Origin of the sequence: Streptosporangium sp. NPDC006013 (genome assembly GCF_040614275.1) — a bacterium.
Classification (GTDB): domain Bacteria; phylum Actinomycetota; class Actinomycetes; order Streptosporangiales; family Streptosporangiaceae; genus Streptosporangium.
The window spans coordinates 1-5,187 of sequence record NZ_JBEXUE010000607.1 but is presented as its reverse complement, the minus strand read 5'-3'; the positions used below and the strand labels follow the sequence as shown (position 1 = coordinate 5,187).

The window sequence follows — 5,187 nt, the reverse complement described above, 5'->3', positions numbered from 1 at the left end:
GGGGCGCGGCCTGCCGGGCCCCCGGGTGGGGCGGCCTGCGCTCCGGGAAGGGGTGGGTCATCGCTGTCTCCTCGGATCGAACGTGGAGACGGCGGCGAGCTGCTCGAACAGCCGCCGCTCCTCCTCCGACAGCCGGGCCGGAACCATGATCCGCACCTCGGCGTACAGATCACCCGCCTTGTTCCGGGGACTGGGCATCCCCCGGCCGCGCAGCCGCAGCCGCTTGCCGCTGGAGGTGCCCGCCGGCACCTTGACCTTGGCCTCGCCCGCGGGGGTGTCGACCGCGACGGAGGCGCCGAGCGCCGCCTCCCACGGGGTGACCTGGAGCAGGACGTGGATGTCTCGCCCCTCGACCCGGTACCGGGGGTGCGGCGCGATCCTGACGATCAGGTAGAGGTCGCCCGCGGGTGCCCCGTCGCCGCCCCTTCCCCCCTGCCCGGCCAGCCTGATGCGCTGCCCGTCTGAGACGCCTGCGGGAATCTCGATCTGCAGCCTGCGCGAGCCGACGGTGATCGAGCGGCGGCCGCCCCGGTAGGCCTCCTCGACGGTCAGCTCGATCTCGGCCTCCTGGTCGGCGCCGGGGATCGGCCCCCAGCCTCCACCGGCCCTGCCTCCCCGCGCTCCCCGTCCGGAGAACAGCCCTTCGAGAAGGTCGTCGAGGTCGATCCCCTCCCCGAAGCCGGCCTGCTCTCCGGCCCTGCCCCAGCCGGCACGGCCCGCCCCCGCCCCCGCGCCGGCACGCGCACGGCGGCCTTGGTCGCGCGCCCACGTCTCGGGGTCCACGTCCTCGGGCACCTGGCGGAAGTTCGGCCCGAACGTGTCGTAGCGGCGCCGGGTCGCGGGGTCGGACAGCACGCTGTAGGCCTCGGAGACCTCCTTGAAGCGGTCCTCGGCGGCCGGGTCCTTGTTGACGTCGGGGTGGTTGACCCGCGCCAGCTTGCGGTAGGCGCGCTGGATCTCCTCCTGGCTCGCGCCCCTCTGCACTCCGAGGATCTCGTAGAAGTCGCGGTCGGGGGGCATCATTCCCCCTTGGCCACCACGACCAGCGCGGGCCGTAGCTGTTGCTCGCCGTCTCCGTAGCCGGGCCGCACCACCTGCAGGACCGTGCCGTCGGGCACGCCCTCCTGCGGGAGCACGGCCACCGCCTCGTGCCTGGCCGGGTCGAACGTGGCGCCGGCGTCGTCGCGGCGTGGGTAGCCGAGGCGGGAGAGCACCTCCTGCGCCTGGTCCCTGATCGCCCGCATCCCGTCGACGATGGAGGCGGGGTCGGTCTCCGCGTGCTCCAGCGCGCGGTCCAGGTTGTCCAGCACGGGCAGCCACTCGGCGGCGGCCCGTGCCCGCTCCTCCTCCCGCATCCGCCCGGTGTCCCTGCTGACGCGCTTGCGCAGGTTGTCGAGGTCGGCGAGGGCGCGCCGCCAGCGGTCCTGCAGGTCGGTCACCAGGGCCTGGAGTTCCTCGACCCGGGCCTGGAGATCGGCCGGGGCGGCCCCTGCCTCCCCGCGCGCCTCCTGGGCATGCTGCTCTTGACCATGCGCTTCCTTGCCGCGCGTCCCTCGCGCATGGGCCTTCCTACCGTGTTCCTCCTGGCCGCCGTGCCGGCCCTGGGCCCGCGGCTCCTGGCCACGCGGATCCGGCTCATGACCGGGGACGTGACCGCCCTGCCCGGCTGCCTCACTCATCGGTCGTGAACTCCGCGTCGATGACGTCGTCGTCCCTGCCGCCACCCGCCTGGCCGCCCGGAGCCCCGGACGCGCCCTCCCCCGGGGCGCCCGGGCCGGAAGCACCGGAGGCCGACGCGCCGAGGCTGTGGTAGACCTGCTGCAGCTCGGCGGTGAGCGAGCGGACCCGGTCGAGCGGGGCCTCCTGCTTGATCGCCTCGCGGGCGTCGTTCACCAGCATCTCGCCCCGCGCCTTCTCATGGACGGGCACCGACTCACCCAGCTCGGCCAGGCGGTGCTCCACCTGGTAGGCGGCGCTGTCGAGCTCGTTGCGCGCGTCGATGACCTGCCGCATCCGCTGGTCCTCCTCGCGGTGCCGCTCGGCGTCGGCGACCATCCGCTCGACCTCGCCGGTGTCCAGGTTCGAGCTCTCACTGATCGTGATGCGCTGCTCGGCACCGGTGTCCTTGTCCTTGGCGGAGACGTTCAGGATCCCGTTGGCGTCGATGTCGAAGGTCACATCGACCTGCGGCACGCCGCGCGGAGCGGGCCTGATGTTCTCCAGCCGGAACCGGCCGAGGGAACGGTTGTCGGCGGCGCGCTCGCGCTCGCCCTGCAGCACGGCGACGTCCACGGCGGTCTGGTTGTCCTCCGCGGTGCTGAACACCTCGGACCGGCGGGCCGGAATGGTGGTGTTGCGCTCGATGACCTTCGTCATGACCCCGCCGAGCGTCTCGATGCCGAGGGAGAGCGGCGTCACGTCCAGCAGCACGACGTCCTTCAGCTCGCCCTTGATGACGGCGGCCTGGACCGCCGCGCCCAGCGCCACGACCTCGTCGGGGTTGACCGTCATGTTCGGGTCCTTGCCACCCGTCATGCGGCGTACCAGGGTCTGCACCGCGGGCATCCTGGTCGAGCCGCCCACCAGGATCACCTCGTCGATGTCGTCGGCGGTGAGCTTGGCGTCGGCCATGGCCTGCTGGATGGGGGGCTTGCACCGTTCGAGCAGGTCGGCGGTGATCTCCTCGAAGGTGGAGCGCCGCAGCGTGGCGTTCAGGTGTTTGGGGCCCGAGGCGTCCGCCGTGATGAAGGGCAGGCTGACCTGCGTCTGGCTGACCGCCGACAGCTCGACCTTGGCCTTCTCCGCGGCCTCGAAGAGCCGCTGCAGGGCCTGGGGATCCTGGCGCAGGTCGATGCCGTTGTCCCGCTGGAACTCGTCGGCGAGGTGGTCGACGATGCGCCGGTCGAAGTCGTCACCGCCCAGATGGGTGTCGCCCGCGGTCGCCCGTACCTCGACGACGCCGTCGCCGATGGCGAGGATGCTGACGTCGAAGGTGCCGCCGCCCAGGTCGAAGACGAGCACGGTCTCGTTCTCCTTGCGATCGAGGCCGTAGGCGAGAGCCGCCGCGGTCGGCTCGTTGACGATCCGCAGGACCTCCAGGCCGGCGATCTTCCCCGCGTCCTTGGTGGCCTGACGCTGGGAGTCGTTGAAGTACGCGGGCACGGTGATGACCGCCTCGGTGATCTTCTCCCCCAGGAACTTCGAGGCGTCGTCCACCAGCTTGCGCAGCACGGCCGCGGCGATCTCCTCCGGCGCGTACAGCTTCTCGTGGATCTTGAAGCGGACGGCACCGTCCGGACCTGGGACGACGTCGAACGAGACGGCGTTCATCTCGCTGGTGACCTCGTCGTAGCGGCGGCCGATGAAGCGCTTGGCCGAGTAGATCGTTCCCTTGGGGTTCAGGATCGCCTGGCGGCGGGCAAGCTGCCCGACCAGGCGCTCACCGTTCTCGGTGAACGCCACGACCGACGGCGTCGTCCGCACCCCCTCGGCGTTGGGGATCACCGTGGGCTTGTCGCCCTCCATCGTGGCGATCACCGAGTTGGTGGTGCCGAGGTCGATTCCAACTGTTTTAGGCATGCTGATCTCCTGTGCGACATAACGGGAACGACACTCGCCGGACGGCATCGCCGCCCCGATCCTCGGGCCTGATCACTCCACGCCCCGGTGAGGCCGGTGATCCAGGTGGCGGGCACGGCACGGCGGTGCGGGCCCTGCTCAGGGAGCGCCGATCAGATCTGCTGTGGCGTCTGCGGGGACATGCCCACGTTGAGCAGCCTGCGCGCCTCGGCCGCGTACGGGGTCTCGACCAGTACCTCGTAGCGGTCGGCGACGATCGAGCTCGACGAAAGAAAATCACGCTTGCCCCCGGTGAGCGCGTGGCCGATCAATCCGAAGATCGCGCCGGCCACGGCACCCCAGATCAGGCCCCACAGGACCAGGACGAAGGGGAAGCGGCCCGGAGTGAAGATCGCGAAGAACAGGCCGATCAGCAGGCCGAACCAGGCACCGGCACCGGCTCCCATCCACGCGGCGCGAAGGTAGGTCAGCCGCCCGAGCACCCTCTCGACGAGCCGGAGTCCGACTCCGACGATCAGGGTGTGCTCGACCGGGAACTTCTGGTCGGAGAGCTGGTCCACGGCACGCTGGGCCTCGGCGTAGGTGCCGAAACCCGCCACCGCCTCATGGGCCTTCAAGGTGACATCCGATGGCATGGCACTTCCCTTCAACGGGTACCCGCGAAGTGGATCCTTACCCGCTCACCGTGCCTCTGGGGACGGCGCCCCCACATCCCCAGATCTGACAGTCATCTCCTTCGTACCCCGCCCCGCCACCCTGTTGGCCACCCCGCCTCACCGTCGTCTCCGACCCCGGCGCCGTTGCGGTCAGTCAGGTCCCAGACCGTGCCGGAAGGCGTACGTCACGGCCTGGGCACGGTCGCGCAGTCCCGCCTTGGCGAAGAGGTTGTTGATGTGGGTCTTGACCGTCGCCTCGGAGACGAACAGCTCTCCGGCGATCTCCGCGTTCGAGCAGCCCGCCGCTATCAGCCGCAGCACCTCGCTCTCCCGGCGGGTGAGCCCGTCGGGCAGGTCCGGCGCGCGGCGGTTCACGGTCACCGCCTCGGCCAGCCGCCGCTGGATACCGGGGTCGAACTGGGCCTGCCCCTCGACCACGGTCGCGATGGCCGAGGCCAGGGACTCGGCGTCGGTGTCCTTGGTCAGATAGCCCCGAGCCCCGGCGCCCAGCGCGGCGAAGACCGACTCGTCGTCGGAGTACGTCGTCAGGACCACCACATGGACCTCCGGGTGAGCCGCCCTGATCCTGCGGGTCGCCTCCACCCCGTCCATGCGGGGCATCCGCAGGTCCATCAGGACCACGTCGGGCCTGAGCTCGCCGACGAGCCGGACCGCCTCCCCGCCGTCGGCCGCCGCGCCGACGACCTCGATGCCGGGCAGCAGCCCCAGCAGCAGCACCAGCCCCTCGCGCACCACCGTCTGGTCGTCGGCCACCAGCACCCGCACGGTCACCTCGGCACCCCCGCTTCCCTCGAACCCGCCCGCGCTCCCCGGCACCTCTCCCGCCGGTGCGGGACCGGGTCGCGGTCGCGCGCCGCCTCCCCCGCATCCGCCCCGGCCCCGGCACCGGCGTGAGTCGTCCACGGCGCGGTGCCCGCCCCCGCGGCGGCGC

Annotated in this window: 5 protein-coding genes; all 5 read right to left on the bottom strand. The window is 71.7% G+C overall.

Annotated elements, in window-relative coordinates; all coding sequences use genetic code 11:
• Positions 1–57 precede the first annotated feature (57 nt).
• Positions 58–1,023, bottom strand: coding sequence for a DnaJ C-terminal domain-containing protein (locus ABZ260_RS45975; RefSeq protein WP_355630850.1), 966 nt, complete (start codon positions 1,021–1,023; stop codon positions 58–60).
• Positions 1,020–1,679 (bottom strand): nucleotide exchange factor GrpE, encoded by a 660-nt coding sequence (locus ABZ260_RS45970; RefSeq protein ID WP_355630847.1) that lies wholly within the window; start codon positions 1,677–1,679, stop codon positions 1,020–1,022. Before ABZ260_RS45970 ends, ABZ260_RS45975 begins: the two co-directional genes overlap by 4 nt.
• A complete protein-coding gene (gene dnaK / locus ABZ260_RS45965) occupies positions 1,672–3,579 on the bottom strand; it encodes a molecular chaperone DnaK (RefSeq protein WP_350966017.1) in 1,908 nt (635 codons plus the stop codon). Before dnaK ends, ABZ260_RS45970 begins: the two co-directional genes overlap by 8 nt.
• 152 nt (positions 3,580–3,731) lie before the next feature.
• Positions 3,732–4,214 (bottom strand): general stress protein, encoded by a 483-nt coding sequence (locus ABZ260_RS45960; protein WP_355630842.1) that lies wholly within the window; start codon positions 4,212–4,214, stop codon positions 3,732–3,734.
• Positions 4,215–4,385: 171 nt separating this feature from the next.
• Entirely contained in the window at positions 4,386–5,027 is a 642-nt protein-coding gene (locus ABZ260_RS45955; protein ID WP_355630839.1) for a response regulator transcription factor, read from the bottom strand.
• Positions 5,028–5,187: the final 160 nt, after the last annotated feature.